General features: G+C 58.3%; 22 protein-coding genes and 1 tRNA gene. 19 read left to right on the top strand and 4 right to left on the bottom strand.

All coding sequences use genetic code 11. The annotated features are described in order from the left end of the window. Positions 1-2 precede the first annotated feature (2 nt). The 6 genes from ALP8811_RS09395 to ALP8811_RS09370 all read left to right on the top strand — a co-directional run bounded on the left by ALP8811_RS09395 (position 3) and on the right by ALP8811_RS09370 (position 6975). Positions 3-296: a hypothetical protein gene (locus tag ALP8811_RS09395; RefSeq protein ID WP_108856853.1), complete on the top strand. Its 294-nt coding sequence runs from the start codon at positions 3-5 to the stop codon at positions 294-296. Next, positions 296-3034 carry an ATP-binding protein gene (locus tag ALP8811_RS09390; RefSeq protein ID WP_108856852.1) on the top strand — a complete coding sequence of 913 codons (2739 nt, stop codon included), beginning with the start codon at positions 296-298 and terminating at the stop codon, positions 3032-3034. Before ALP8811_RS09395 ends, ALP8811_RS09390 begins: the two co-directional genes overlap by 1 nt. Before the next feature lie 45 nt (positions 3035-3079). Then, complete coding sequence (locus ALP8811_RS09385) at positions 3080-4066, top strand: FliM/FliN family flagellar motor switch protein (RefSeq protein WP_108856851.1); 987 nt, start codon at positions 3080-3082, stop codon at positions 4064-4066. Between the two features lie 74 nt (positions 4067-4140). After that, positions 4141-4467, top strand: coding sequence for a TraR/DksA family transcriptional regulator (locus tag ALP8811_RS09380; RefSeq protein WP_108856850.1), 327 nt, complete (start codon positions 4141-4143; stop codon positions 4465-4467). 82 nt (positions 4468-4549) lie between these two features. Continuing rightward, positions 4550-4762, top strand: a complete 213-nt coding sequence (locus tag ALP8811_RS09375) for a hypothetical protein (protein WP_108856849.1) — start codon at positions 4550-4552, stop codon at positions 4760-4762. 128 nt (positions 4763-4890) lie between these two features. Beyond that, positions 4891-6975: a 3-hydroxyacyl-CoA dehydrogenase NAD-binding domain-containing protein gene (locus ALP8811_RS09370; protein ID WP_108856848.1), complete on the top strand. Its 2085-nt coding sequence runs from the start codon at positions 4891-4893 to the stop codon at positions 6973-6975. A 51-nt stretch (positions 6976-7026) separates the two neighbouring features. Here ALP8811_RS09370 and ALP8811_RS09365 read toward each other — a convergent pair whose 3' ends face one another. Further along, complete coding sequence (locus ALP8811_RS09365; protein ID WP_108856847.1) at positions 7027-7242, bottom strand: hypothetical protein; 216 nt, start codon at positions 7240-7242, stop codon at positions 7027-7029. Between the two features lie 148 nt (positions 7243-7390). Here ALP8811_RS09365 and ALP8811_RS09360 point away from each other — a divergent pair, with 148 nt between their 5' ends. Further along, complete coding sequence (locus tag ALP8811_RS09360; RefSeq protein WP_108856846.1) at positions 7391-7648, top strand: DUF2312 domain-containing protein; 258 nt, start codon at positions 7391-7393, stop codon at positions 7646-7648. A 46-nt stretch (positions 7649-7694) separates the two neighbouring features. On the opposite strand, the gene ALP8811_RS09355 is transcribed toward ALP8811_RS09360, so the two are convergent. Then, positions 7695-8573, bottom strand: a complete 879-nt coding sequence (locus tag ALP8811_RS09355; protein ID WP_108856845.1) for a hypothetical protein — start codon at positions 8571-8573, stop codon at positions 7695-7697. 87 nt (positions 8574-8660) lie between these two features. On the opposite strand from ALP8811_RS09355, the gene ALP8811_RS09350 reads away from it, so the two are divergent. The 3 genes from ALP8811_RS09350 (at position 8661) to ALP8811_RS09340 (ending at position 11601) form a co-directional block, all read left to right on the top strand. Beyond that, on the top strand, positions 8661-10322 hold the full coding sequence (locus tag ALP8811_RS09350; RefSeq protein ID WP_108856844.1) for an ABC transporter permease: 1662 nt from the start codon (positions 8661-8663) through the stop codon (positions 10320-10322). Between the two features lie 47 nt (positions 10323-10369). After that, positions 10370-10445 (top strand) — tRNA-Thr (locus ALP8811_RS09345). 322 nt (positions 10446-10767) lie between these two features. After that, positions 10768-11601, top strand: a complete 834-nt coding sequence (locus tag ALP8811_RS09340) for a bifunctional allantoicase/(S)-ureidoglycine aminohydrolase (RefSeq protein WP_108856843.1) — start codon at positions 10768-10770, stop codon at positions 11599-11601. 4 nt (positions 11602-11605) lie between these two features. On the opposite strand, the gene bhcR is transcribed toward ALP8811_RS09340, so the two are convergent. Next, positions 11606-12451, bottom strand: coding sequence for an HTH-type transcriptional regulator BhcR (gene bhcR / locus ALP8811_RS09335; protein ID WP_108856842.1), 846 nt, complete (start codon positions 12449-12451; stop codon positions 11606-11608). Between the two features lie 167 nt (positions 12452-12618). On the opposite strand from bhcR, the gene bhcA reads away from it, so the two are divergent. The 4 genes from bhcA to bhcD all read left to right on the top strand — a co-directional run bounded on the left by bhcA (position 12619) and on the right by bhcD (position 17010). After that, positions 12619-13812, top strand: a complete 1194-nt coding sequence (gene bhcA, locus ALP8811_RS09330) for an L-aspartate--glyoxylate aminotransferase BhcA (protein WP_108856841.1) — start codon at positions 12619-12621, stop codon at positions 13810-13812. Continuing rightward, a complete protein-coding gene (bhcB, locus tag ALP8811_RS09325) occupies positions 13809-14774 on the top strand; it encodes a beta-hydroxyaspartate dehydratase BhcB (protein WP_108856840.1) in 966 nt (321 codons plus the stop codon). Before bhcA ends, bhcB begins: the two co-directional genes overlap by 4 nt. A gap of 12 nt (positions 14775-14786) precedes the next feature. Beyond that, positions 14787-15950, top strand: coding sequence for a 3-hydroxy-D-aspartate aldolase BhcC (gene bhcC, locus ALP8811_RS09320; protein ID WP_108856839.1), 1164 nt, complete (start codon positions 14787-14789; stop codon positions 15948-15950). Positions 15951-16044: 94 nt separating this feature from the next. Beyond that, positions 16045-17010: an iminosuccinate reductase BhcD gene (gene bhcD / locus ALP8811_RS09315; RefSeq protein ID WP_108856838.1), complete on the top strand. Its 966-nt coding sequence runs from the start codon at positions 16045-16047 to the stop codon at positions 17008-17010. Between the two features lie 51 nt (positions 17011-17061). Here the strand turns inward: bhcD and ALP8811_RS09310 are convergent, their stop codons facing one another. Beyond that, entirely contained in the window at positions 17062-17982 is a 921-nt protein-coding gene (locus ALP8811_RS09310; protein ID WP_108856837.1) for a LysR family transcriptional regulator, read from the bottom strand. 168 nt (positions 17983-18150) lie between these two features. Between ALP8811_RS09310 and xdhA the strand changes: the two genes are divergently transcribed. From xdhA to guaD, 5 genes are all read left to right on the top strand, one after another. Next, a complete protein-coding gene (xdhA, locus tag ALP8811_RS09305; RefSeq protein ID WP_108856836.1) occupies positions 18151-19614 on the top strand; it encodes a xanthine dehydrogenase small subunit in 1464 nt (487 codons plus the stop codon). 11 nt (positions 19615-19625) lie between these two features. Continuing rightward, on the top strand, positions 19626-21950 hold the full coding sequence (gene xdhB / locus ALP8811_RS09300) for a xanthine dehydrogenase molybdopterin binding subunit (protein ID WP_108856835.1): 2325 nt from the start codon (positions 19626-19628) through the stop codon (positions 21948-21950). A 4-nt stretch (positions 21951-21954) separates the two neighbouring features. Further along, positions 21955-22806: a xanthine dehydrogenase accessory protein XdhC gene (gene xdhC, locus ALP8811_RS09295; RefSeq protein WP_108856834.1), complete on the top strand. Its 852-nt coding sequence runs from the start codon at positions 21955-21957 to the stop codon at positions 22804-22806. Positions 22807-22874: 68 nt separating this feature from the next. After that, positions 22875-24458 carry a xanthine/uracil/vitamin C permease gene (locus ALP8811_RS09290; RefSeq protein ID WP_108856833.1) on the top strand — a complete coding sequence of 528 codons (1584 nt, stop codon included), beginning with the start codon at positions 22875-22877 and terminating at the stop codon, positions 24456-24458. 87 nt (positions 24459-24545) lie between these two features. Continuing rightward, on the top strand, positions 24546-25898 hold the full coding sequence (gene guaD / locus ALP8811_RS09285) for a guanine deaminase (RefSeq protein WP_108856832.1): 1353 nt from the start codon (positions 24546-24548) through the stop codon (positions 25896-25898). Positions 25899-25949: the final 51 nt, after the last annotated feature.

The raw sequence follows: 25949 nt of genomic DNA, 5'->3' as shown, positions 1-25949 counted from the left end.
GCATGAGGTCTCCGCGTGAACCCCTATTCCTTGCACGTCAAAGCTATCGCAGGCGCCGGATCGAGGATGCTGCGCGGCTGCTACCGTTGCTAGGCGTCGTCCTGTTCCTTCTGCCCCTGATGGTCGGAGGGGCAATCGGAAATGTGCGCCTCGCGTATGTTTTTTCCGCTTGGTTCGGTTTGATCCTGTCTGCGCTGATCCTTGCCCGCCACCTTGGGCGTGATGCGGCGCAACGGTCTGGTGGGTCACAGTCCGAGCCGACTTCATCGTCCGACGATCCCACAGGGACCCGCTGATGCTGACATTCAACACGCTTGTCGGGGTCTGCCTTCTTTATGTGATCATGCTGTTTCTTGTGGCGTTTGTTGCCGACAAGCGCGCACGACGCAGCAAGGTACGGTTCCTATCGTCTCCAATGATCTACACGCTATCCCTGTCGGTCTATTGTACAGCGTGGACATTCTATGGCGCTGTAGGAAACGCCGCCCGGTCGGGGTTGGAATATGTCACCATCTATCTCGGGCCGACCTTGGTGATGATCGGCTGGTGGTGGTTTCTGCGCAAGCTTGTTCGGGTGGGGCGTAGCCAACGCGTCACCTCGATCGCCGACCTTGTATCGTCTCGCTATGGCAAGTCGAACCTGCTGGGGGTGCTTGTTACCTTGATCGCCGTGATCGGCACCACGCCCTATATCGCGCTGCAGCTTCAATCCGTAACCTTGTCTTTCGCGGTCTTTGCCCGCGACAGATCCGCAGGCTGGGTCATTCCGGATCTTGAGCAGACGGCCATTTGGGTGGCCGGGGGGCTGGCCCTGTTTACGATCCTCTTCGGGACACGAAACCTTGATGTAAACGAACGCCATCACGGCGTTGTCACCGCGATCGCGGTCGAGGCTGTCGTGAAGCTGGTGGCGCTTCTGGCGGTGGGGATCTTTGTGGTCTGGGGTATTGGTGGTGGGCCGCAAGGCATTGCCGCTGCGATGGATCAAGCCATTCAGGCTGCCCCTGAAGGCGCTTGGACCTTGCAAGGTGGGCGCTGGGTTGGTCTGACCTTCCTGTCTGCAGCGGCGTTCCTGACCCTTCCGCGTATGTTTCAGGTGTTGGTGGTCGAGAATGTCGACGAACGCCAACTGGCCACGGCATCGTGGGCGTTTCCGCTTTACCTGTTCCTGATGAGCCTTTTCGTCATCCCCATCGCGGTCGTGGGGCTGTCGATTTTGCCGAAGGGGGAAAACCCGGACCTGTTCGTTTTGACTCTGCCGCTTTATTTTGAACAGGATGGGCTGGCGATGCTGTCCTTCCTCGGAGGATTCAGCTCGGCGACGTCTATGGTGATTGTTGCATCGATTGCTCTGTCAACGATGGTGTCAAACCACATCATCATGCCCATCTGGCTATCGACACGGCTTGGGGCCGGCGCATCTGAATATGGCGACGTTCGCCGGATACTGCTCACCGCACGCCGGTTGTCCATCGTGGGCATCCTTGCGCTGGGCTACTTCTATTATCGTATTTCGGGCGGCGGATCGGCGCTGGCTGCAATCGGACTGATCTCATTTGCAGGGGTCGCGCAGGTGCTACCTGCGATGGCGGGCGGATTGTTCTGGCGCGGCGCTTCGCGAAGTGGTGCTGTTGCCGGATTGATTACAGGCTTTGCGATCTGGGCCTATACACTCTTCCTGCCCAGCTTCGGAGAAGCAGGCGTGATGAGCGCTTCTATGCTTGCCCATGGCCCATGGGGGATCGAAGCGTTGCGCCCACAAGCCCTGTTTGGCGTGGATGGTTTGGACCCAGTTGTACATGCGTTGTTTTGGTCAATAATCCTGAACTGCGCAGTATTCGTCCTGATCTCGCTCCTATCCTTTCCCAGCCCGTTGGAGCGATTGCAAGCTGCCCAGTTTGTAAATGTGCTGGACAACTCTGGCCCCACTCGGGGACACAGTTTCAACGCGGCGACATCGGAAGATCTTCTGGTTATGGCGCAACAGATCATGGGATCGGACCAGGCGCAGGCGTGGTTCCAAGCGCAAGCCGAACAACAGGGCAAGCAGGGCTATCTGCCTGATACGACACCGGATTTCATCGGGCGATTGGAGCGGGAGTTGTCCGGGCTTGTCGGAACCGCAACCGCGCACGCCATGATCGCGCAGATTTTGGGTGGAGCGACCGTCTCTGTCGATGATCTTTTGGCCGTGGCGGACGAAACCCAGCAAATGCTCGAACAGACGTCGCTGATGGAAGCCAAGCAGCTTGAACTGACCACCACCGCGCGCCAGTTGTCAGAGGTGAACGAGAAGCTGACTCAACTGTCGATCCAGAAGGATGCGTTTCTTAGTCAGATCAGCCACGAACTCCGCACCCCGATGACCTCAATCCGAGCGTTTTCCGAGATCTTACGCGATGGCGGTTCCGATAATCCCGAAGCCGCTGCGCGCCACGCCTCGATTATCCACGATGAAAGCGTTCGTTTGACACGACTTCTGGACGATCTGCTGGACCTCAGCGTGCTGGAGAACGGTCAGGTGCAGCTGTACCCGAGGCGCGAAGTCGTGCGCGAGGTGCTGGACCGGGCAATTGCGGCCACAAGCTCGGTCATCGATCAGGAAGAAATGCATATCCACCGTAATCGCTCGGATGAGGGGATTGCGCTGTATACGGATACGGACAGGTTGGCGCAGGTGTTTATCAACCTGATTTCAAATGCTGCGAAATACTGTGACGCGAACGGCAAACGGTTGGCGATCCGAGTGCGGCAACGCGGGGGGCAGTTGCAGGTAGATTTTGTCGACAATGGCAGCGGTGTGCCGTTGGAAAGCCAAACCATGATTTTTGAGAAGTTCTCGCGCCTGTCTGATCAGGCAGCCGCTGGCGGTGCGGGCCTCGGGTTGGCCATCTGCCGGGAGATCATGGACAAGTTGGATGGGTCCATTACGTATTTGCCTGGTCAAAGCGGTGCAGCGTTTCGCGTTACCCTCCCCGTAAGCAGCCCATCCACATTTGGCCGTGCTTCGGGTGCAGGCGTCAATCATTTGTAAACCTTGTCTTGGCAGTGTCGAAGCGATCTATCGTTTGGAACAAACATGGCCGATCTAGACATTCTCAGCGTGCTGCGACGCAAAGCCGGGGCAGGGCAGCCTTCATCGGGTATTCCGCGGTTGTCTGCAACAGGCGCTTTAGGCAACGCGCTTCGGCGTGCCGGGCAGGATGTGGCGAACGTTTCGATCGCGGTGCAGTCTATCGAAGAAAACAAGGCGGTGTTGGATGAGGTGTTGGGCGATCTGCCTGAACACGCTCTTCTGTGTCTGGTCGAGGGACCAGAGAGCAGCTTTGGCATGGCCGTTTTGGACCGCAGCCTAATGGCCGGGCTGGTTGAGGCCCAAACCATTGGCAGTGTGTCTTCAGCCACGGTTGCGGATCGTCCTCCTACACGCACGGACGCGGCTATTTGCGCCGATTTCGTTGATCGCCTGTTGGAGTGTTTCGAGGTTGAGGCGCATGGCGCGAAACTGGATATCATTCCGCATGTGTCCGGTTATCGCTATGCTTTGCCGATCATGGATCCACAGGTGATCTCGCTGACATTGGAGAATGTCTTTTATCGCGCCTTTCGGGCTGATCTGGATCTGGCAAATGGCACGAAGCAAGGTGTGCTGACATTGATCCTTCCCAGCGACGTCTCAGCCAAAGCAAAGCAAACCCAAGCGAACGATGGTGATACGCCCGATCATACGATCACGGATGTGGCGTTGACCTGCCGGGCGGAACTACGTGCGGTTTTGCATCAGGTACATCTCCCTGTAACGGATGTGGCGAAGTTTGAGGTCGGAATGATGATCCCCGTACCGATTCAAGCGATGGGACAGGTGGAGCTTTTGGACTCTGATGATGAGATCGTGACGATCTGCCGGTTAGGAAGAATGTCAGGACAGCGTGCCCTGCGTATTGGCCCGGCCACCGATCCCCTTGTCGCGCCTGTCTTGCCTGAACAGGTTGCCAGGGCAACTGTGACGGCATCGACCGAAACGATGACGGCGTCACCGGTTCAGGAAAACAAGCCAGAGCCCTAAAGCCTAGATTTGCTTGACCTGCATCAATGCAGAACTCCCCGTCACGGCTCAAAATCGCGACAAAGGAGAATGCTATGGTAGATGTGAACAGGTATCGCGACATTCTGAACGCGCGGATGAAAGAGTTGGATAAGCGTCTTCACGAGATTGAAGACGAACTGGACAGCCACCAATCGAAAGACTGGGAAGAATTGGCTGTTGAGCGGGAAGAAGATGAGGTTTTGGAAGGGCTCGGGAACTCCGGTCAGACCGAAATCGCCCAGATTAAGGCTGCATTTGTCCGGATGGATGAGGGTGAATTCGGCTATTGTGTCGAGTGTGGGAATGAAATCTCGCCCGAGCGGCTGAGTGTATTGCCGCATACACCGTTCTGCCGCGATTGCGCAGCCAAGCACGTTTAAGGGCTGTCGCCGTCAGTGGAGGGACAGCGAAAGATTTTCAGATGGGATCGGCCCATCTGATTGCCATAAAGGAGAGGACGCAATGGCGTTTGAAGAGCTTAAAGCCTCGATCAGTTTGATCTTGGATGAGATTGCGAAACGGCCCGAAGACCGTCACGTATTGCAAGAACAACTGCGCGAGAAGATCGCGGAGCTGGACAAGTTGGGCTTACCGGTTCCCGAAGATATTCGCCGTTTCGAGGATGAACTTGAACAGGATGATGCAGACGACCTGTTCGACAATATGCCTATTTGAACCGGGGCACATGCCATTTTGTGGCAAATCCGACCAATCGGTCGGGAAAGATTGCTTGATGGCACCATCAGCCATTGACAAGGCTGCCCCTGTTCTGGCCCTTGAGGGTAACTGATCACGGAGGAACCATGTCCGAGCCTGTCACCCTGCGCGTCGAAAACACTGTTGCGGTCATCTCAATCGAGAATCCGCCCGTCAATGCCCTAAGCCACGCAGTGCGTTCGGGCCTGGCCGAGAAGATTCAGTCCGCCATCTCGGATGATGCGGTGAAGGCCATTGTGCTGACCGCAGAAGGTCGCACTTTCCCGGCAGGGGCAGACGTGCGCGAGTTTGGACGCCCGCGTGAAACCCCGATTCTTTCCCAAGTCTGTGACTTGCTGGAAAGCAGTCCCAAACCCACCATCGCAGCTGTCCACGGCAACGCACTGGGTGGTGGCTTTGAACTGGCGTTGGCCTGTCATTATCGCGTCGTGTTGCGTAGCGCCAAGCTGGGCTTGCCCGAGGTGAAGCTGGGTGTCCTTCCAGGCGGGGGTGGAACACAACGTGTGCCCCGCATCGTTGGTGCCGCCGCCGCGTTGGATCTGATGCTGACAGGCAAACCGATTTCGGCACAGAAAGCGCTTGATCTTGGTCTGGTGGATCAGATGGCAGAGGCGGATGTCGCCGACGCTGCTATGGCTATGGCTCGAAATGTGATCGCAGACGGTTCCAAGACACGACCGACGCGCGAGCGCGTTGAAGGCCTGCAAGATGCGGTTGGTTTCGCAAACGCGATCGCCGCCCGTCGCGAAAAGAAGAAAAACGATCCGCAGCCGTCCGTTGCCGAGATCATCAACTGTGTCGAAGCTGCGCAAATCTTGCCATTTGAAGCGGGTCTCGCCAAAGAGCGCGCCGCTTTCGACGAATGTGAAACAGGCCCTGAAGCGACCGCCATGCGTCACGCCTTTTTTGCCGAACGTCGCGCTGTGAAAGTGCCCGAGCTAAAAGGGGCCACGCTGCGCGAAGTCAAATTAATTGGCGTGGTCGGAGCTGGAACCATGGGAGCCGGGATTGCGATCGCCTGTCTGGATGCAGGATTTCCGGTTGTGCTGGTTGAACGCGATCAGGACGGTTTGGAACGTGGTATCCAACGCATTGTCGCCAACTATGACAAGTCGGTCGCGAAAGGCCGTATTGACGCGGCCACCGGTGAAGAGCGCCTGTCGCGCCTGACCGGCACCACCAAGATGCAAGATCTGGCCCCGGTTGATCTGATCATCGAGGCTGTGTTCGAAGATGAACAAGTCAAACGCAACGTGTTCGCCCAGTTGGATGCGGTGATGAAGCCGGGCGGTATCCTTGCGACAAATACCTCGTATCTGGATATCGATGCGCTGGCGGCCACAATCTCGCGTCCGCAGGACGTGGTTGGCTATCACTTCTTCTCGCCGGCACACATCATGAAGCTGCTTGAGGTCGTTGTTGGTGGAAAGACCGACTCAAATGTGGTTGCCACTGGCTTCGAGCTTGCCCGTAAACTGCGCAAAGTGCCGGTGCGCGCTGGTGTGGCCGACGGGTTCATCGGCAATCGCGTGCTGGCGGCCTATCGTCTGGCGGCGGATTTCATGCTGGAAGATGGTGCGACACCTGCGCAGATCGATGCGGCGATGCGTGCCTATGGCTTCCCCATTGGTCCCTATCAGGTTCTGGATATGGCGGGGCTTGATATCTCGTGGGCACGGCGCAAGCGTCTGGCGGCCACGCGCGCCCCGGAAGATCGCTATGTCGCCATCGGGGACAAGATTTGCGAGCAAGGCTGGTTCGGCCAGAAAGCCGGCCGGGGCTACTATATCCATGATCAGGATGGCGGGCCGGTCGAGAACCCTGACGTGTTGGCCATCGTCGAAGAAGAACGTCGCCTCCAAGGAATTGCGCCGCGCAGCTTCTCGGAACAGGAAATTCAGGAACGCTGCCTGTTTGCCATGGCGAATGAAGGCGCACGTCTGGTGTCAGAGGGCGTCGCGCTGCGCCCATCGGATGTGGATGTGGTGCTGCTGTATGGCTATGGGTTCCCGCGCCATCGTGGTGGCCCGATGATGGCCGCCGATCAGGCCGGTCTGCTGACAGTGAAAAACGCGTTGACCAACTGGCAGGTGGAAGAACCGCGTTTCTGGGCACCGTCGCCTTTATTTGACGAGCTGATCAAGAACGGAAAAAAATTCGGGGATTTGTAAGCCCGATCAACAAGATCGCTTGATGGGGCCGTGTCAGGCCCCATCGGCACATCAGCTCAGCGAAACGCCGAGGATGACACACATCAAGCCCAGTACCGACAGGCCAAGCGCACCCATATTCAGGGCCATCGCTTTCTGAACGCGCGCGCGCAGTTCGGCATCTTCCAGCTTTTCGCGTTTGGCCTTCATGACCTTCAGCGCGCTGGCCACCAGCCCGACAAGGCCGATAACAGACATGATTGCTCCAACAATGATCAGCCAGTCCATGGCGGTCTCCTTTACGGTTTCTCAGCGCCTACCGCGCGAGATGCCGCTGTGCAAGCCCTGTGAGGTCTTGAAGGTGATCTGTTGTCGGGCTAAATCGGGTTTCAACATCGCCTGTCACGCGGGCAATCATCACAGGTAAGAGGGCCCCATGGACGATCAACAGACCGACAGCAGCTATCGCGTCACCGCAAACGAGCTTCGCCAGTTCATCGAACGCATCGAGCGTTTGGACATGGAGAAAAAGGACATTGCGGATCAGCAAAAAGAGGTCATGGCCGAAGCGAAAGGCCGCGGCTATGACACCAAGGTCATGCGCAAGGTAATTGCCCTTCGCAAGCGTGATGCCAACGACATCGCCGAAGAAGAGGCGGTACTGGATATGTACAAAGAAGCGCTGGGCATGTGAGCCCGCCAAGTGTTGGATTTTGAAAGGGCCCTTTGGGGCCCTTTTTTTATGCGCTCAGGACTGTGACGCCTGGGATGTTGGCGATGTCGTTTAGATCGCTTTCGTAGTTTTCCGTCAGTTCATCGACCAGATCTTGCGTCCACCCTGGAAGGTTGATCTCGTGTTCAACCGCGCCATCTTTTGCAAACTTGTCCAAGAAGGCAGCAAGGATTCGGCGGCGGTGAATCTCGGTCTGGAACGGGTTTTCGCGCAGATACGTTCGCAGCCGGGTCATGCCATCCGCTTTGGTGATCCGTTCAAGAATATCCAAACTGCCGCGTTCAAGCGTGGTGGAGCTGTCCATCCCCGAGATCGCCTGCATGACATCAGGCCATATCAATGGAGTATCTTCGTTGCACCAGACGGTGATCGGAGTGTCAGGGTTGGCGCTGCGAATATTCTCGATCACGTCTGTCCAAAACAGGTCACGAGGATCCACCGACCCCAGCATGAGCTCTCTTTTCTCGTCGTCCAATCGGGATGCGAGGTCCGGCATGAAATTGGCAATGTTGCTGATCCCGATGAAGAAGCTGACATCATGTTCTGGGAAAAGATTGCGCATCCAAGACGTATTGCGCGCGGCCAAGGGGTAAAGCTGCCCATTTTCGATCGCGCGGTGATGAACACCAAGTGAATGTTCATGCCCAAGTACAATCCGTTTGGCTTCCCGAGTATCGATAAGCTCGTCAATCAGCATGTCCTGAGTGTCAGTGCTGGCGACGCTGCCCTTCAGTTTGACCATGATCTGGCCCAGCAGTCCCCGGTATCGCGTGGGGCCGGGGACGGCGACCCCTTCCGTGAATAGTTGATTGGCGTTCTTCAGAAGCGATTTCGTCAGTAGGTCCTCGTCCGTGCAATGTGCGCCGATATGGATTGCGATTTTCATCTGCCGCCTGTGTTCTTATGCCCTGCCGAAGTGAAACATACTGGGGATTTCTGGACAGTTAAACAAATTTCAGGTTAAAGCCGTTACATGGTTGAGCAAAAGACTCGGATAGAGACGACGGCGCGCGCCCGATATCGTCTAAGCATATGGTCTATCGGGGCAATTGTGATTGCCGCGCTGGTCGTGTTGCCTATCCTTTCAATCCTTTGGTTGGCTCTTACGCCAGAAGAGAATGCGTGGCCGCATTTGATGGCAACGACCTTGCCGCGCTATGTGACCAACACGGCGATCATTTCTCTGTCTGTCGGTTTTTTGTCCGCCGCTGTGGGGACGGGGTCTGCTTGGTTGATCACTATGTACCGGTTCCCCGGAGCGCGTTGGCTGGAGTGGCTTTTGCTGACCCCTCTGGCGATCCCAGCCTATGTGGGCGCCTACGCGCTGGTTGATTTTCTGGAATATGCCGGACCGCTTCAAACCGGTCTGAGGTCTATGTTCGGCTGGGAAAGCGCGCGCGACTATTGGTTCCCTGAGATCCGCTCGCGTTGGGCGGCCATCGTCGTACTGGCAGCAGCGCTGAACCCGTATGTCTTCCTTTTGGCCCGCGCCGCATTTCGTGAGCAATCCGCCGATGCCTATGAGGTCGCCCGCGCGTTGGGGGCAGGGCCGATTGCGCGTTTCTGGCGCGTCGGCCTTCCGTTGGCGCGCCCCGCGATTGCGGCAGGTGTTGCCATCGTGATGATGGAGACCGTGTCGGACTTCGGCGTCGTGGATTATTTCGCGGTGCAAACCCTGACCACGGGCATTTTCACAGTCTGGCTCGAGGGCCATAACGCCGGGGGCGCGGCCCAGATTGCCTTGGTTATTCTCGGTTTCGTATTTCTGCTGGCTGCACTTGAAAAGCTCGGACGCTCGCGCAGCCGGTTCTATCGCATGTCGCGTCAAAGCCGTCCGGTCGAGCCACGCGAATTGGGGCGATTGGGCAGCTTGGCGGCGTTGGTGCTTTGTGCAGTCCCCTTCATCATCGGCTTCGTACTGCCCGTCGCGGTGCTGTTCTCGCATGCGTTGGCCAAGCCGGAATACTGGCTGTCAAATGGGCTGTTTTCGGCTTTGCTGCATACGTTGACCGTTGGGTCCGTCGCGGCGCTTGTGACCGTACTGGGCGCGCTGTTTCTGGTGTATGGGGTGCGCCTTTCCGGCAGCACACTGGCCCGCAAGTTGATGCCGGTCACGACAATCGGCTATGCGGCGCCGGGGGCTGTGTTGGGGATCGGGATTCTGATTCCAATGGCAGCAGCCGACAACGCGATGGCAGACGGAGTTCTTGCCGTGACGGGCTGGGATCCCGGACTGGTTATGACGGGGACCGCCTTTGCTGTGATCTATGCCTATTGCGTGCGGTTCTTTGCTATCGCGCAAGGCGCCACCGATGCCGCGATCGAGCGTGTCTCGCCCAACATACCGATGGCGGCCCGTTCACTCGGACGTTCGGCACGAGGCGCTTTGGCCGAAGTCTACTTCCCTCTGATTCGCGGCTCAGTCGGTACGGCGCTTCTATTGGTCTTTGTGGACAGCGTGAAAGAGCTGCCCGCGACCTTGCTTCTACGCCCCTTCAACTATGGCACCCTGGCCACGCGTGTCTATGAACAGGCCTCGCTTGAACAACTGGGACAAGCGGCCCCGCCAGCACTGATGGTGATCGCCGTCGGCCTCTGCGCCGTCGCCCTGATGGCCCGCGCCAGCCGCCGCTGAACTTTTTCTTGCACCTTCCGAAAGAAGCAATTAGATCGTGCCCGAGTGCCCCTATAGCTCAGCTGGTAGAGCAACTGATTTGTAATCAGTAGGTCCGCGGTTCGAGTCCGTGTGGGGGCACCATTTCACCTGAATATTAGCATTTACAGTGACGTTTTGGCTCTTTAGCCTTGGGATTGGCCCGGTTGTGCGACCCACCTCACTACAATGTTGCAGAGACGATTAGCCATCGCCGTTCGAGTCGGTCTGTCAGTGCTGCGGAGCTTGGTCTTTAGTTCGCAACTCCCAGAGCAGACGAACACCCTTGTTCTGTTTCAACCGCATTTCTTGAAGCACTACCGTCTTTTTCAAATGTTTCCCTAAAGTGCTGTTGCCGAATTGAGGGTGGTGAGTTCACGAATCCCTACGCATAGTTCTAAAAACGACACTCTGATTTGGAGCACTCATGAGCACACAATATTATGCGCCGCACGGGGGACTTCCCGCCCAGACCCAGCTTTTGACCGACCGGGCCGTATTTACGGATGCGTATGCCGTGATCCCGAAGGGGGTTATGCAGGATATTGTGACCAGCTTCTTGCCTTTCTGGACCGGAACACGGCTTTGGGTTTTGTCCCGCCCGCTGAGTGGATTTGCCGAGACATTCTCGCAGTACATTATGGAGGTTCAGCCGGGTGGTGGGTCCGATCGACCCGAGGACGATCCCGAGGCGCAAGCCGTGTTGTTCGTGGTCGAGGGCACGGCGACGTTGGAAGTTGCAGGCAGCATCCATGAGCTGACGCCCGGCGGTTATGCGTATCTGCCGCCCTCTGAAAACTGGACGTTGCACAACAACAGCGACGAAGTGCTTCGGTTCCATTGGATCCGCAAGGCCTATCAGCGGGTCGAGGGATTGGATGCACCGGATGTTCTGATCCTGAACGAAAACGACATCGCACCCACGCCGATGCCTGACACGGATGGCAAATGGGCCACGACGCGGTTTGTGGATCCTGCTGACCTTCGGCACGATATGCATGTGACGGTCGTGACCTTTGAGCCGGGCGGAATCATCCCGTTCCTAGAAACCCATGTCATGGAGCACGGACTATACGTGTTGGAAGGCAAGGCAGCCTATCGCTTGAATCAGGATTGGGTCGAGGTCGAGGCCGGTGATTTCATGTGGCTGCGGGCGTTCTGTCCGCAGGCCTGTTACGCAGGTGGACCGGGACGTTTCCGGTACCTTCTGTACAAGGATGTGAACCGCCACATGCCGTTGCGGCTTGGTGGCGGCCGTTAAGGCGTCAGGACGGCCGGGGGGCGATCCCGCCGATGGCTTGGGTGAGGTGTCGTGACGCGTCAATGACTGCCCGGCTTAGCCGATCTGTCTCGTCATGTCCAACGCGGCTAATGGGGCCGGATACCGAAATCCCGGCGGCGACCTCGCCATTCATGTCAAACACTGGCGCCGCGATGCACCGCATCCCGGCGTTCTTCTCTTCATTGTCGATTGAAAACCCCCGGGCGCGTATGTGCTTCAGATCGTCCCGAAGGTCTTCCGCTGTCGTGATCGTGTGCTCGGTGAAGGCTTCGAATGCCGAAGTTTCGAGAACCCGGTTTAGCCGGTCGTCGTCCATATACGCCAACACGGCCTTGCCAATTCCAGAAGAATGCATCGGTGACAACGAGCCGGGGGGGAAGAAGGCACGGATGTTGGCATGTGTCTCGACCTGACTCAGGAACAGCACTTCCCCTTCTTTCTCGATGCCAAGGTTCGCAGTCTCGCCGGTGGCTTCCATCAGTTTGCGTAGAATTGGACGGGCCCGGTCGACAAGGCTGGTGCGCCGCAGGAAACGTGCACCGATGACGAAAGCACGTGCGCCGATAAACCAGACTTGCTCGACGTTATCGAACTCAACCAGCCCACGCGTTTCAAGCGTCACCAGGACCCTATAAACGGTTGCTGGCGATTGCCCCATCTCCTCGGCGATCACGGACAAGGGCTTACCCTGCGCTTCGCTTAGGTGTTCGAAAACCTCCATCGCGCGATCAAGCGATTTGATCGTGTTCTGAGCGGTCTTGTCGTGCCAGTCGCGGGGGCGCCCCCGGGCCTTGCGGGTGGGGGATGTGCCGTCTTTTTGAAATTCCATAAAAACTCTCGCATTTTCAGTGAAAAATAAATTCACAATATGAAAAAGTCAATAGATTGAAAAATAACGAAATAATGTGTATGGCGTGAATATGAAAAAGTAATTCAAAAAAATATCCCTCGGATTTTGGGCCGGATAAGGTGGCTTCAATGACGAAGGAGAACCCAATGAGTTTTCAGAATCCCGTTTTCATTCCGGGCCCGACCAACATCCCTGAAAGTCTGCGCAAGGCATCTGATATGCCGACGATTGACCATCGCTCGCCGCTTTTCGGCCAGATCCTGCATCCGGCCCGCGAGGGCGTGAAGAAGATCCTGAAGAGCAACACCGCCGAAGTCTTCATCTTCCCATCGAGCGGCACGGGCGGCTGGGAAACAGCCCTGACCAACACCCTGTCTGCCGGCGACAAAATCCTTGCCGCGCGCAACGGCATGTTCTCGCATCGTTGGATCGACATGTGCCAGCGCCACGGCTTGGGTGTCACCATCGTGGAAACCCCGTGGGGCGAAGGCATTCCCGCAGATCGCTATGAAGAGATCCTGACCGCGGACAAAGGTCACGAGATCAAGGCGGTCTTGGCCACGCACAACGAAACCGCCACCGGCGTTAAATCGGACATCGCCGCGGTGCGCCGTGCGCTGGATGCGGCCGGTCACCCCGCGCTTTTGTTCGTCGATGGCGTAAGCTCGATCGCGTCGATGGATTTCCGCTTTGACGAATGGGGCGTTGATGTTGCTGTGACCGGGTCTCAGAAAGGGTTCATGCTGCCCGCCGGTCTGGCCATCGTTGGCTTCAGCCCCAAGGCGATGGAGGCGACCAAGATAGGCACGCTGCCGCGCACGTTCTTCGATGTGCACGACATGGCGAAGGGCTATGCCAACAACGCCTATCCCTACACACCCGCTGTTGGGTTGATGAATGGCCTGAACGAGCCCTGCAAAATGCTGCTGGATGAGGGGCTAGAGAAGGTCTTTGTCCGCCACAACCGCATTGCGGAAGGTGTACGCGCCGCCGTGGGGGCGTGGGGGCTAGAGCTCTGTGCCGCGTCCCCGGATGTCTATTCCGACACGGTCAGTGCAATCCGCACGCCTGCGCATTTCAACGCCACCGACATCGTGACCCTTGCGGCCGAAAAATACGGCGTCGCCTTTGGTGTTGGGTTGGGCGAGGTCGCGGGCAAGGTGTTCCGTATTGGACACCTGGGCAGCATGACCGACGTCATGGCCCTGTCGGGCATCGCGACGGCTGAGATGTGCATGGTCGATCTTGGCCTAGACATCACGCTGGGCCTCGGAGTTGCGACGGCGCAGGAATACTATCGCGGAAGCGCCGCCATGACCCAGCAAGAGGCTGCGGAATGAAGGATACGCCGATGTATATCCCCACCTTTGAAGACATGCTGGAGGCGCATGCGCGCATCCAGCCTTACATCCGCCGCACACCGGTTCGGACGTCGGATTACCTGAACGAGCTGACCGGGGCCGAGCTGTTTTTCAAATGTGAGAACTTTCAAGAGCCGGGGGCTTTCAAGGTACGCGGTGCCTCGAACGCGGTGTTCGGGCTGGACGAGGAACAGGCGGCCAAGGGCGTGGCCACCCATTCGTCGGGCAACCATGCCTCGTGCCTGTCATATGCGGCCATGAAGCGGGGCATTCCCTGCAACGTGGTCATGCCGCGCACCGCGCCGCAGGCCAAGAAAGACACGGTGCGTCGATACGGGGGCAAGATCACGGAATGCGAACCGTCCACGTCTTCGCGGGAAGAAACCTTTGCCCGTGTGCAAGCTGAAACCGGCGGTGATTTCGTGCACCCCTATAACGATCATCGCGTGATCGCCGGGCAGGGGACCTGTGCACGCGAGTTCATCGAACAAACCGATGGTCTGGACGCCGTTGTCGCGCCGATCGGGGGGGGAGGCATGATCTCGGGCACCTGTCTGACGCTGTCGACGCTTGCCCCGGATACGCAAGTGATCGCAGCCGAGCCCGAGCAGGCCGACGACGCCTACCGCAGCTTCAAGGCAGGGTACATCATTGCAGATGACGCGCCCAAGACCATCGCGGATGGGCTGCTGGTGCCGCTGAAGGATCTGACCTGGCACTTTGTGTCGAACCACGTAAGCGAGATCTACACCGCCTCGGATCCCGAAATCATCGACGCGATGAAACTGATCTGGAAGCACCTGCGGGTGGTCATGGAACCCTCGAGCGCGGTGCCGCTTGCTACCATCCTGAAAAATCCCGACGCGTTTAAGGGCAAGCGCGTGGGCCTCATCATTACCGGCGGCAATGTCGATCTCGACCGCCTGCCGTGGACCCTGTGAAGGAGACAGACAATGAACGCTGTGACCAATTTTGAAAACCTCGTCGTTGGCTTTGACGTTCCGGCCCTGCCGGGCATGGACGAGGCAGACATCCAGACCCCAGCGCTTGTGCTGGATCTGGACGCGCTAGAGCGCAATATCAAGAAGATGGGCGACTATGCCAAGGCGCATGGGATGCGTCACCGGGTGCATGGGAAAATGCACAAGTCCGTGGATGTGGCGAAGCTGCAGGAAGATCTAGGCGGCGCGGTCGGCGTCTGCTGCCAGAAAGTGTCCGAGGCCGAGGTGTTCGTGCGTGGCGGGATCAAAGACGTGCTGGTGTCGAACCAAGTGCGTGACCCGCTGAAAATCGACCGTCTGGCGCAGCTGCCGAAACTGGGCAGCCGGATCATCGTCTGTGTCGATGATTTGGCCAACGTGGCCGACCTGTCGGCGGCCGCGCAGAAACACGGCACCGAGCTGGAAACCTTCATCGAGATCGACTGCGGGGCAGGGCGCTGCGGGGTGAATTCGACCGCGGATGTGATCGAGATCGCCAAGGCAATCAATGCCGCTGACAACCTGAAATTCTCGGGCATCCAGGCCTATCAGGGCGCGATGCAGCACCTTGACACCTATGAGGCGCGCAAGGAAAAGCTGGATGTCGCCATCGGCATGGTGAAGGCCGCCGTTGACGGATTAAAAGCCGAAGGTATCGCGTGCGAGCTTGTCTCGGGCGGGGGCACCGGATCCTATTACTTCGAGTCGAACTCGGGCGTGTATAACGAGCTGCAGTGCGGGTCTTATGCGTTCATGGATGCCGACTATGGCCGTATCCTCGACAAGGACGGCAAGCGGATCGACCAAGGCGAATGGGAGAATGCGTTTTTCATCCTGACCTCGGTGATGAGCCATACCAAGGCCGACAAGGCCATCGTTGACGCGGGCCTGAAGGCGCAGTCAATCGACAGCGGTCTGCCCGTGGTCTTTGGGCGTGATGATGTCGAATACATCAAATGCTCGGACGAACATGGCGTGGTCTCTGATCCGGACGGTGCCTTGAAGGTCAATGACAAGCTGCGCCTTGTACCGGGCCACTGTGATCCGACCGCCAACGTGCATGATTGGTATGTCGGGGTGCGGAACGGCAAAGTGGAAACCCTCTGGCCGGTCTCGGCCCGCGGCAAAGCGTTTTAAAGAACCTCTGCGGTTGACCTGAAGATGGGTCGAGCGCTCCTGAACTGGGTGGAGTGTCAGTCACGCTCCACCCGCTTTTTCAAAGGACACAGACATGTATATCGTTCCTGAACGGGAGATTGCGGGCCTCATGACCCGCGAGGCCGCCTTCAGCGCGGTGGAACAAGTATTTGCGGCGATGGCGTCAGGGGATGCCTATAATTTCCCGGTGATCCGCGAGGCGATCGGCCACGAAGATGCGCTTTATGGCTTCAAAGGTGGGTTTGATCAGGCCGGGCTGACCTTGGGGCTGAAGGCTGGGGGCTATTGGCCCAACAATCTGGAAAAGCGCGGGATCATCAATCACCAGTCAACCGTATTCCTGTTTGACCCGGACACCGGCAAGGCCAAGGCGATGGTGGGGGGGAACCTGTTGACTGCCCTGCGTACCGCCGCTGCGTCGTCCGTGTCGATCAAGCATCTTGCACGTGAGGATGCGAAGGTGATCGGCATGATTGGTGCGGGCCATCAGGCGACGTTCCAGCTTCGCGCCGCACTTGAGCAGCGATCATTTGAGAAGGTGATTGGCTGGAACCTGCATCCCGAGATGCTGCCCAACCTTGCGAAGGTTGCCGCCGAAGCTGGACTGCCCTTTGAGGCAGTCGAACTGGATGGCATGACCGAGGCAGACATGATCATCTCGATCACCTCGTCATTCGACGCGATCCTTGGTGCAGGCCAAGTCAGCCCCGGCACGCATGTCGCCTGCATGGGCACCGACACCAAAGGCAAGCAAGAGGTCGATCCTCAGCTTCTGGTCAAGGCGGATGTTTTCACCGACGAAGTTGCGCAGTCCATCACCATCGGCGAAGCGCAGCACGCTGTAGGGCAAGGGCTGATCCAGGAAAGTGACGTGGCGCAGATCGGCGCGGTGATCAACGGCACTCATCAAGGGCGGACATCTGACGATCAGATCACGCTCTTTGACGGAACCGGCGTCGGGCTTCAGGACCTTGCCGTGGCTGCGTCGGTCGTGGATCTTGCGATCGAGAAAGGCATCGCCATCGAAGTCGATTTCTGATCGGACACACAAACCCAGACAGCGCTCGCCCGGTTCTCCGTGGCGGGCGTTTTACGTTGTCAGAGTGCTGCTTGCCTTGAGCGTCTCCAACCCACGGCGCGCAACGAAGTCCACCAAAAGGCGGATCTTTGGGTCCTGCAGTTTCTTGTGAGGGTAAAGGCATCCGAACATCGACGGCATAGGCCGGGCATCGGGCAGGATTTCCACCAACCGTCCCAATTGAAGATGTTCCGCCACCTCAAAGAGCGGTTTGTTGACGATCCCGCGCGCGTCCAGCGCCCAGTTCAACAGAACATCGCTGTCATCCGCGTCGTATTTTCCAGACACCTCGAACTTGCGATACCCGGCCTCGGTGTTGAGCGTCCAATAGTATTCGGGTGACCGGGGATACCGCAGCAAGAGGCAGTTATGGCCTTGAAGCAGGTCGTCAGGGTGCTCGGGTGTGCCGGCCTGTGCGAGGTATTCAGGGGCCGCGCAAAGCACACGTTCGCAATCGGCAATCTTGCGCAGTTTCAGGCTGCTGTCATGCGGGGTTCCGACAAAGAAGGCCACGTCCAGTCCGTCTGCAAGAATGTCGACCTTGCGGTCAGACATCCGCATCCGCACGTCGATGTTCGGGTTCTGGTCCACAAACTCGGGCACCAAGGGGGCAATGATCCGCCGCCCGGCGGCCATCGGGGCCGTCACCCGAACCGTGCCGCGTGGCGCGTCCGAGAAGCGCGCAACGATGCTTTCGGCCTCGTCCACCGTTTCCAGAATGCGCAACGCCTCAGTGTAGAACTGCTGTCCCACCTCTGTGGGGGTCAGCGACCGAGTCGTACGATTGAACAGCCGAACCCCCAGATGCTTCTCAAGTTCCTTGATCCGTTTGCTTGCCACAGCAGGCGTTAGACGCAGGTCGCGTCCGCCAGACGTGATGCTGCCAAGCTCGACCACGCGGCAAAAGACTCGCAAGCTTTCCATATAGGCCATTGGGCTTCCTTACTTTTCTCAAAGCACCTTAGTGCCGCTTTCGCCCATCATAGACATTATCAACGATCTGTTGAAAGTATTTCCCAAAAGCCATCGTTTTTCCAAGCAGTCACTCGCCGTAACATCACCTTTATACCCGCACGCGCGGGATAGGTTTTGGGAGGCCTTATGACTAATCAGAGCAACATTCGCTTTCTTCTGAACGGACAGGAAAAGACCGTCTCTGGAGTGAAAGCCACGCTGACGCTTCTGGACTATCTGCGGATTGAAGAGCGTCTGACCGGCACCAAAGAAGGTTGTGCGGAAGGCGATTGCGGGGCTTGTACGGTAATGGTCGGGCGGCTTCAAAATGGTGTGCTGCACTATGAGACCGTGAATGCTTGTATTCGGTTTCTGGCGTCCTTGAACGGCTGCCACATCGTCACGATTGAACACCTTGCCGGCCCCAATGGGCGCTTGCATCCGGTGCAGCAGGCAATGGTGGATTTCCATGGCAGCCAGTGTGGGTTCTGCACCCCCGGCTTCGTCATGTCGCTTTACGCGCTGTGGATGGAGAACCCGCAGCCGGCGGCTCATGAGGTTGAAACCGCCATTCAAGGGAACCTGTGCCGTTGCACTGGCTACGAACCCATCGTGAAGGCGGCGCTGGCGGTAAACCAATATGGCACCCCGGCAAATGATTTTTTGAACACCGAGCGTGCGACGGTGACCGCGCAACTGTCCGAGCTGGCTCAGACCGCGCGCATTGAGATCGGGCCGGAAGACGACCGTGCCATTCTGCCGCTTGATGTTGCCGACTTTGCCACTGTCTTGGCCGAGAACCCCAAGGCGACCATCGTCGCGGGATCGACGGATGTGGGGCTGTGGGTGACAAAGTTCATGCGACCCATCTCTCCGGTCGTATTCATCACCCATCTGGATGAACTGAAATCCATCAAGATGACCGACGACGCGCTGACCATCGGCGCGGGTGTGACCTACAGCGAAAGCCAGTCTGCGATCCGTCAGGCCTTCCCCCATCTGGGCGAATACTGGGACCGGATTGCCGGCTGGCAGGTGCGCAACATGGGCACGATCGGGGGTAATATCGCTAATGGCTCGCCCATCGGGGACACGCCGCCGGTTCTGATCGCGCTGGGCGCCGAGGTGACGTTGCACAGCACCAAAGGAGACCGCGCGTTACCGCTGGAGGATTTCTTTGTCGACTATGGCAAACAGGACCGTGATGAGGGCGAGTTTGTCGCCAGCATCCGTATTCCCCGCGCGTCTGCGTCGCAGATTGACGCTGCCTATAAGATCTCAAAACGTCGGGACGAGGATATCTCGTCGGTTGCTGCCGGGTTAAGCATATCGGTCGAAGATGGGATCATCACCAACGCCCGTATCGCCTTCGGCGGCATGGCCGCCACCCCGAAACGTGCCGCTGGTGCCGAGGCTGCACTGGTCGGACAACCGTGGAGCGCAGAGGTTTTCGATGCAGCTGCCAAGTCACTGGCGCAAGACTTCTCACCACTCTCGGATTGGCGCGCGTCTGCAGAATACCGGCTGCTTGTGGCGGGGAACTTGCTGCGCCGCTTCCACCTTGAACATGACACTGCCAGTGACGTGCCCGCACGTTTGGCGACTGCATAAGGGGCGATGTGATGAAAGATATTCAAGCCGTTAAAGGTGCCGCGCATCAGAACCTGAAACATGACAGTGCCGTCAAACAGGTGCAGGGGCGTGCGGATTATACTGATGACATCGCCGAGCCGATCGGAACGCTGCATGCCTATCTTGGGGTCTCGAACGTGACCCACGGCAAAATCCTGTCGATGGATCTATCGCGTGTACGTCAGGCCCCCGGTGTGGTCACCGTGCTGACCGCCGAAGACGTGCCGGGCGTGAATGATGTCAGCCCCACAGGGCGTCATGATGAACCGGTGTTTCCGACCGAGAAGGTGGAGTTCCACGGCCAGCCCATGTTTGCAGTAATCGCCGATACCCGTGATGCAGCGCGTCGGGCGGCAGAGCTTGCAGATGTGGACTATGAGGTTCTGCCTCATGTGCTGGACCCGGTGGGTGCTGAGAAGGCAGGCATGCCCCTTGTCACCGATCCCCTGAAGTTGGAGCGCGGTGATGTTGAAGCTGGGTTTGCCGCTGCCACGCACCGTATCTCGGGGCAGATGACAGTCGGTGGTCAGGATCACATGTATCTGGAGGGCCATATCGCCTTTGCCATTCCTGGCGAAGATGACGACGTGATCGTCCATTGTTCGACCCAGCATCCAAGCGAGGCGCAGCATATGGTGGCCCATGTTTTGGGCGTTCCAAATAATGCGGTCGTGGTCAATGTACGCCGTATGGGCGGTGGGTTTGGCGGCAAGGAAAGCCAGATGAACCTGTTCTGCGCTGTTGCCGCGCTGGGTGCCAAGAAGCTGAACCGCCCCGTCAAGATCCGCCCGGATCGCGATCAGGATATGACGGCAACCGGCAAACGGCATGATTTCGTGATCGACTATGATCTGGGGTTTGACGAAGACGGCCGCATTCAGGTGGTGGACAGCAAGTTTGCAGCCCGGTGCGGGTATTCCTCGGACCTGTCTGGCCCGGTCACCGACCGCGCGCTGTTTCACGCGGACAACGCCTATTACTATCCCAATGTGCGCCTGACCTCGCGCCCGCAGAAGACCAACACGGTCTCGAACACCGCGTTTCGTGGGTTCGGTGGGCCGCAGGGCGCCGTGGCCGCCGAGCGGATGATCGAAGAGATCGCCTTTGCGCTGGGTAAAGACCCGTTGGAGATCCGCAAGGCCAACTTCTATGGCGATGAAACGGACGGGCGCAATGTGACGCCCTATCATCAGACGGTCGAAGACAACGTTATCGGCCGGATCGTTGACGAGCTGGAAGACAGCGCCGACTATCAGGCGCGCCGCAAAGCGATCCTTGAACACAATGCCAAAGGCGGCGTGATCCGTCGCGGCATCGCGCTGACCCCGGTGAAGTTCGGCATTTCTTTTACCGCCACTTGGTTCAATCAGGCGGGTGCTTTGGTCCATGTCTACAATGACGGCTCGATCCACCTGAACCATGGCGGGACCGAAATGGGGCAGGGGTTGAACACCAAGATTGCGCAGGTTGTGGCCGAGGCCTTTCAGGTCGATTTCGATCGGATCAAGATCACCAAGACCACGACCGAGAAAGTGCCGAACACGTCAGCGACCGCGGCCTCGTCCGGGGCTGACCTGAACGGACTGGCGGCGCTGGATGCAGTCGAGCAGATCAAGGCGCGGCTGGTGGCCTTCGCGGTGGAAAGCCGTGGCGTGACGGAAGATGCGGTAGAGTTCCGCCCCAACCATTTGCGGATCGGGGATGAAACCATCGCCTTCGATACCTTCATCAAAGAAGCCTATATGGCGCGCGTGCAGCTGTCGGCTGCGGGGTTCTACAAGACCCCGAAAATCCACTGGGATCGTGCTTCGGGCACCGGGCGGCCGTTTTATTACTACGCCTATGGGGCCTCATGCTCCGAGGTCGCCATCGACACGCTGACCGGGGAATACCGGATCGAGCGGACGGACATTTTGCATGATGTGGGCCGATCGCTGAACCCGATCTTGGACAAGGGGCAGGTGGAAGGCGCCTTTGTGCAGGGCATGGGCTGGCTGACCACGGAAGAACTGTGGTGGGACGACGCCGGACGTCTGCGTACCCATGCGCCGTCGACCTATAAAATCCCGCTCGCCAGTGACCGTCCGCGCGTGTTCAACGTGGACCTTGCGGACTGGTCCGAGAACCGCGAAATGACGATCAAGCGGTCGAAAGCGGTGGGCGAACCCCCGTTCGTACTGGGCGTATCCGTGCTGGAAGCGCTGTCTATGGCGGTGGCCTCGGTGAATGACTATCGCACCTGCCCGCGTCTTGAAGCACCCGCCACACCCGAGCGCGTTTTGATGGCGGTCGAACGCCTGCGCACACAGGGGTGATCCGATGTATTCCGCCCAATCCCTTCTTCAGTTCCTCAACGGTCCCGGCCCAGTCGCGAGTGTGCGGCTGACCAAAGTGCGTGGTTCCTCCCCCCGCATGGCCGGGACCGAAATGTATGTGAAAACTGATGGATTGTGGGGCACAATCGGCGGTGGTCAGCTAGAGTATCTGGCGATCGAGGCCGCGCGGTCTTTGCTGGCGAATGGCGATCTGTCGCAACATCTGGATGTCCCGCTTGGGCCAGAGATCGGCCAATGCTGTGGCGGGCGTGTCGAAATCAGTGTCTCGCGTATGAGCGCGACAGACAAAGACATCGCCATGGAAACCGTGCAGTTGGAAGAGGCCCAGCAGCCAGCGGTCTATGTTCTGGGCGCTGGGCATGTCGGTCGCGCACTGGCGGATCTTCTTCAGTACCTTCCGGTCCACTGCGTTCTGGTAGATCAGCGCGAAGACGAGCTGGCCCTGTCGCACGCCACTGTGGAAAAACGGCTGAGCGTGGTCCCCGAAATTGACGTGATGAATGCACCACAAGGCAGTGCCTTCATCGTGCTGACCCATGACCACGGGTTGGACTTTTTGCTGGCCTCAGCCGCGCTTGAACGCGGTGACGCTGCCTATGTTGGAATGATTGGTTCAGCCACAAAGCGGGCAAAACTCGCAAGCTGGGCCCGAAAGCATTGTGACGGTCTGTCCGTCGCACCCTTGATCTGCCCCATTGGGGTAGGCGGTAGCCGCGACAAGCGGCCCGCCGTGATCGCCGCCGTCGTGGTGGCCGAAGTGATCACGGCATTGACCTCTGAAACTGCCGCAAAATCCCCTGACTGGGGCGCTGTCTCGCATATCGCGGCGCAGTGAAACAACACGGGTTGGCTATGGATCGTGGAGGATCCGGCGTGAACTCGGTTTGATTGAAGGAGGTCCCCATGAGGGATGGGAGTTACACTTACAAGCTGTTTCACCGCAGCGATTTCAGCGCGTTCTGGGCGCTGTTCACCGATAACCTGATCAACTTGATGGTTCTGGCGGGCATCTGTCAGTTCGTCTTTCAAATGCCGGCAGACATCGTCTATGGGCGCATCGTACCGGGGGCAGCCATCGCCATCCTTGCCGGGATCGCGGTCTATGTGGGCTTGGCCAAACGCGCTGCTGCAGAACATGGGCGGGACGTGACGGCAATGCCCTACGGCATTTCGACGCCGGTGATGTTTGTCTATCTGTTTGGCGTGATCGGGCCGATCTACTGGTCGACAAATGACCCGCTTCTGGCCTGGCAGGTTGGGATCGGCGCAGGCTTCATGGGGGGTATCGTTGCCGCCATGGGCGCACTCATCGGTCCGTGGCTGAAACGGGTCACGCCGCGCGCGGGTATGCTGGGCACGCTGTGCGGGATCGCGCTTGTGTTCATCGGTACTGTGCCGCTGGCCACCGTGTTCGAGAACCCATTCATCGGCTTTGCCTCGATGATCATCATCCTGTGGGGGCTGGTCGGACGATTCCGCCTGCCGTTTAACATTCCGGCCGGTCTGCTTGCGCTGATCGTCGGGACGATTGTGGCCTTTGCCATTGGCGAAGCCAAGATCAGCACGGATGGCGTCGGCTTCTACCCGCCAATGCCCTATATCGGTGACCTGATTGCAGGTATTCAGCACTTGTTCGCCAACCCGGAACTGTTCCTGGTTCTGGTGCCGGTGCAGATCTACAACTTCATCGAAACGATGAATAACGTAGAAAGCGCTGAGGCTGCGGGAGACCACTACCCGGTAGCAACGTGCCAGATCACCGATGGTGTAGGCACGATGATTGGCGCGGTCTTCGGCTCGCCGTTCCCGACCACCGCCTATATCGGCCATCCGGCCTATAAGCGCATGGGCGCGCATGCTGGATATATCATTGGCGTGGGGGTTGTGATCCCTGTGGCCGCGTTCTTGGGTCTGCTGGCGTTCCTGAACAACCTGATCCCTGTGGCGGCTGCCGCACCGGTTCTGGTCTTTGTGGCGCTCAGCCTGATCACCAATACCGCACATTCGGTCAAAACCGACCATATGGCCGCCGTGACCTTTGCGATGATGCCGCATGTATCAGCCTTCCTGATGGTCAAATGGGGATCGCTCATCGGTGCCCTTGGTGCTGTTGGCGTGGCTGGACTGCCGCAACTTGGCGACGAGGCGCTGACGGCTGCCCTTCTGCAGCAAGGCGCCCATTTCGAGGGTCATTTGGCCCTGTCCCAAGGTGCGATCCTGACCGGTCTAATCTGGGGAGCTATTGTGGCAAGCGTCATCGACGGAAACTTCCGAAATGCCGGCGGCTTTGCCTTGGCGGCAGCAATTATGTCTGCCTTCGGGATCATCCACGGTGCCAGCCTGCATTGGCCTGAGCTAAGCGGCGTGTCCGCGGGTTACCTGATCTCAGCCGCGTTCCTCTACATCTATCCGCTTTTCCACAAGGAAGACGAGTTGGTGAACGAGAATGTCGTGGTCGAGGAAGCGCCCACTACTCCGGCGGAATAACGCCCTTACCTCTGGTGTGGGCCGCGGCGCGGTCTGTCGGCCCACACCCTCTTCCGCTTACTCACAGCAAAAGAACCGGATTTACAGATGACAAACTCACAGCCGCGGACGCTCCTGCGGGGGCGGACGCTCGACTTCAACAGGAAGCCTTTGGATGAGAACGACACCGAGGCGTACAACTATCAGGCCGATGGCGCGATCCTGATTGCGAATGGCAAGATTGAAGCAACCGGCCCCTATGATCAGCTTTCAGCCCGTGCTCCAGACGCGACGGTGATCGATCACCGCCCACATCTGTTGATGCCCGGGTTCATCGATATGCATGTCCATTTCCCTCAGGTGCAGGTGATTGCCTCGTGGGGCGCGCAGCTTCTGGACTGGCTGAACACCTATACATTCCCTGAAGAGACACGCTTTGCAGAAGAGGCTCACGCAGCCGCAATGGCCACGCATTTCTGTGACCTTCTGACCGGCCACGGTACCACTACGGCAGTCGCTTTTGGCTCGGTCCATTCAGGATCCGTCGAGGCGCTTTTCACTGAAGCCGCAAAGCGCAATATGTGCATGATCAGCGGCAAGGTCATGATGGATCGCAACGCGCCCGATGGGCTGCGGGACACGCCGCAGGCCGGCTATGATGATAGCAAGGCGCTGATCGAGAAATGGCACGGGGTGGGGCGCGCGCAGTATGCGATCACGCCACGATTTGCGATCACCTCGACACCCGAACAGTTGGATATGGCAGGGGCATTGGTCGCAGAACATCCCGATTGCTTTGTCCAAACGCACCTGAGCGAAAACCATGACGAGATCGCCTTTACGGCCGAGCTGTATCCTGACGCCCCCGACTATCTGGGCGTCTATGAGCGCTATGGATTGCTGGGGCAAAAGACCCTGTTGGGTCATGCCATTCACCTGACACCGCGCGAGATTGAAGTTCTTGCCGACACACGTTCCAAGCCCATCTTCTGCCCGACCTCAAACTTGTTCTTGGGCAGCGGGCTGTTTGACGATGCGGGCCTCAGCGCGCGGGGCATTCAGAACGGAATTGCGACCGATGTCGGGGCAGGGACCAGCTATTCGATGCTGCAGACCCTGAATGACGGCTACAAGATCCTGCAGCTTCAGAACCAGAAACTGCACCCGCTTGCCGCGTTCGATTGGATCACGCGTGGCAATGCGGACGTGCTGGGTCTGTCTGACAAGATTGGGTCCTTAACCGAGGGGTCGGATGCCGACATCGTCGTTCTGAACGCCAGATCCACGCATGCGATGGACCTTCGAATGCAACGCGCCGAGACCCTGTCCGAAGAGCTGTTCATTCTGCAGATACTCGGGGATGACCGCGCCGTTGAGCAAACCTATGTGGCGGGCGAGGCTGCCAAGACCGGGCGTTGCAGCGCAGGCCTTGAGGATGTGACAGAACCGGTTGCGGCGTAAGCTCAGTACGGTTCCAACAAAAAAGCGGCGTGAGGTTCACGCCGCTTTTCG

Origin of the sequence: Aliiroseovarius pelagivivens (assembly GCF_900302485.1) — a bacterium.
Taxonomy (GTDB): Bacteria; Pseudomonadota; Alphaproteobacteria; order Rhodobacterales; family Rhodobacteraceae; genus Aliiroseovarius; species Aliiroseovarius pelagivivens.
The sequence above is the reverse complement of the archived record's forward strand: the minus strand, read 5'-3'. Positions and strand labels throughout refer to the sequence as shown.